The sequence below is a fragment of the Inquilinus limosus genome (assembly GCF_002195995.1).
Lineage (GTDB): Bacteria > Pseudomonadota > Alphaproteobacteria > DSM-16000 > Inquilinaceae > Inquilinus > Inquilinus limosus_C.
In genome coordinates, this window is sequence record NZ_NHON01000203.1 from 1 (window position 1) to 2,390 (window position 2,390).

General features: G+C 69.3%; 2 protein-coding genes and 1 pseudogene. 1 reads left to right on the top strand and 2 read right to left on the bottom strand.

Annotation, left to right across the window (positions count from 1 at the left end; all coding sequences use genetic code 11):
• Positions 1–257, top strand: a pseudogene (locus BWR60_RS37520) (hypothetical protein); the annotation flags it as partial.
• A gap of 180 nt (positions 258–437) precedes the next feature.
• Here the strand turns inward: BWR60_RS37520 and BWR60_RS35885 are convergent.
• Both BWR60_RS35885 and hyi read right to left on the bottom strand, forming a co-directional pair.
• Positions 438–1,340 (bottom strand): 2-hydroxy-3-oxopropionate reductase, encoded by a 903-nt coding sequence (locus BWR60_RS35885; RefSeq protein WP_088158121.1) that lies wholly within the window; start codon positions 1,338–1,340, stop codon positions 438–440.
• Between the two features lie 172 nt (positions 1,341–1,512).
• A complete protein-coding gene (hyi, locus tag BWR60_RS35890) occupies positions 1,513–2,310 on the bottom strand; it encodes a hydroxypyruvate isomerase (protein ID WP_088158123.1) in 798 nt (265 codons plus the stop codon).
• Positions 2,311–2,390: the final 80 nt, after the last annotated feature.

Consider the following 2,390-nt stretch of genomic DNA (forward strand, 5'->3'; position numbering starts at 1 on the left):
AGCACCTCCTGCGCAAGGCCGCTCGACGCAACCCCGACGCTATCTGCGACGCCATCGCCTCCATCCTCGACACTGTCACCCCGCCACAGTGCCGCAACTTCTTCGCCCAGGCCGGTTATGACCTCAAGCACCTCCTGCGCAAGGCCGCTCGACGCAACCCCGACGCTATCTGCGACGCCATCGCCTCCATCCTCGACACTGTCACCCCGCCACAGTGCCGCAACTTCTTCGCCCAGGCCGGTTATGACCTCAGATAAATTCATCCCGCTCTAGCAGCCGGGGGAAGGGAGGGGAGGTGCGTGAGGATTTGAAAGAGCTTCAAAGCCAACCGCGCTCATTACCGTCATTGCGAGCGCAGCGAAGCAATCCAGGGCCATTTGGCATGGCCCCTGGATTGCTTCGTCGGCTTCGCCTCCTCGCAATGACGGTTCAGAACGTCACGCCGCGTCCTGCTGCGCCGCCGGGCCGGCGATCTCGAAATCGGCCTGGCGCTCCAGCACCTTGAGGATGGCGGAATGGTCCCAGGCGGCGCCGCCCTGGGCGATGGCGGCGTGCAGCAGCTGCTGCGTCGCCGCGGTGTTCGGCAGCGGCACGCCCAGGGACCGGGCACCGTCCAGCGCCAGCGCCAGGTCCTTCTGGTGCAGGGCGATGCGGAAGCCGGGCGCGAAGTTGCGCTGGATCATGCGCTCGCCATGCACCTCGAGGATGCGCGAGGCGGCGAATCCGCCCATCAGCGCCTGCCGCACCCGGGCCGGGTCGGCGCCGGCCTTGGCGGCGAACAGCAGCGCCTCGGCCACCGCCTCGATGGTCAGGGCGACGATGATCTGGTTGGCGACCTTGGTGGTCTGGCCGTCGCCATTGCCGCCGACCAGGGTGACGTTCTTGCCCATCGCCTCGAACAGCGGCTTCACCCGGTCGAAGGCGGCCTGCGGCCCGCCGACCATGATGGTCAGGCTGGCGGCCTTGGCGCCGACCTCGCCGCCCGAGACCGGGGCGTCGAGATAGTCGCAGCCCAGCGCGTTGACCTTCTCGGCGAAGCCCTTGGTGGCGATCGGCGAGATCGAGCTCATATCGACCACGACCTTGCCGGGCGACAGCCCCTCGGCGACGCCGCCGGGGCCGAACAGCGCGGCCTCGACATGCGGCGTGTCAGGCACCATGGTGATGACGATGTCGGCCCGCCGCGCCGCCTCGGCGGCGGAGGAGACGGCCGTGGCCTTGGCCGCCAGCTCCTCCGGCACGCCGGTGATGTCATGGAGGAAGAGGCTGTGCCCGGCGGCGATCAGGTGGCCGGCCATGGGGCGGCCCATGATGCCGAGGCCGATGAAGGCGACGTTCATGACGAACTCCTGTGAGAAGACAGGGGCCGGCTCTCGCCCCCTCACCCGAAATCGCTGTGCGATTTCGACCTCTCCCCAAGGAGAGGTGAAGGGAGTGCGGCCCTTGTTCCCCTCTCCTCGGGGAGAGGGAGGGGCCCGCCGCGTTGGCGGCGGGAGGGTGAGGGGGAATGGCTCAGGCCGGCACAGCCGTCCGGGCCCGATGCGGCGCGAACCACTCCAGCCCGGCCTCGGTACCCGCCTGCGGCACGTATTCGGCGCCGACCCAGCCGGCATAGCCGAGCGCGTCGAGCAGGCGGAACAGGAAGGGATAGTGGATCTCGCCGGTGCCCGGCTCGTGCCGGCCGGGATTGTCGGCGACCTGGATGTGGCCGATGCGGGACATCAGCGCCTGCAGCGTCGGTCCCAGATCCCCCTCCATCACCTGCATGTGATAGATGTCGTATTGCAGCTTCGTGTTCGGCGCCTCGACCGCGTCGAGCACGTCGAGCGTCTGCTGCGATCCGCTGAGGAAGAAGCCCGGGATGTCGCGGGTGTTGATCGGCTCGACCAGCAGGGTGATGCCGGCCTCGCCCAGCGCCTTGGCGGCGAAGCGCAGATTGTCGACCAGCGTGTCGCCCAGCACCGTCTCGGCCACCCCCGCCGGCCGCTTGCCGGCCAGGCAGTTGACCCGGGTGCAGCCCAGCGCGGTGGCGTAGTCGATGGCCTGGCCGACCCCGTCCTGGAATTCGCCCTTGCGGTCAGGCAGGCAGGCGATGCCGCGCTCGCCCTTGGCCCAGTCGCCGGCTGGCAGGTTGTGCAGCACCTGGGTCAGGCCGTGGCGCTGCAGCCGCTCGGCCAGCTCCTCCTTGGGGTAGGGATAGGGGAACAGGTACTCGACCCCGGCGAAGCCGGCCTCGGCGGCGCGGCCGAAGCGGTCGAGGAACGGATGCTCGTTGAAGAGCATGGTGAGGTTGGCGGCGAAGCGCGGCATGGCGGTCTCACAGGTTCCCGTTGATGGATCGACCGTTCCCGGCCCGCCCCCTCACCCTCCCGGCCCAAGCGGGCCGGGAA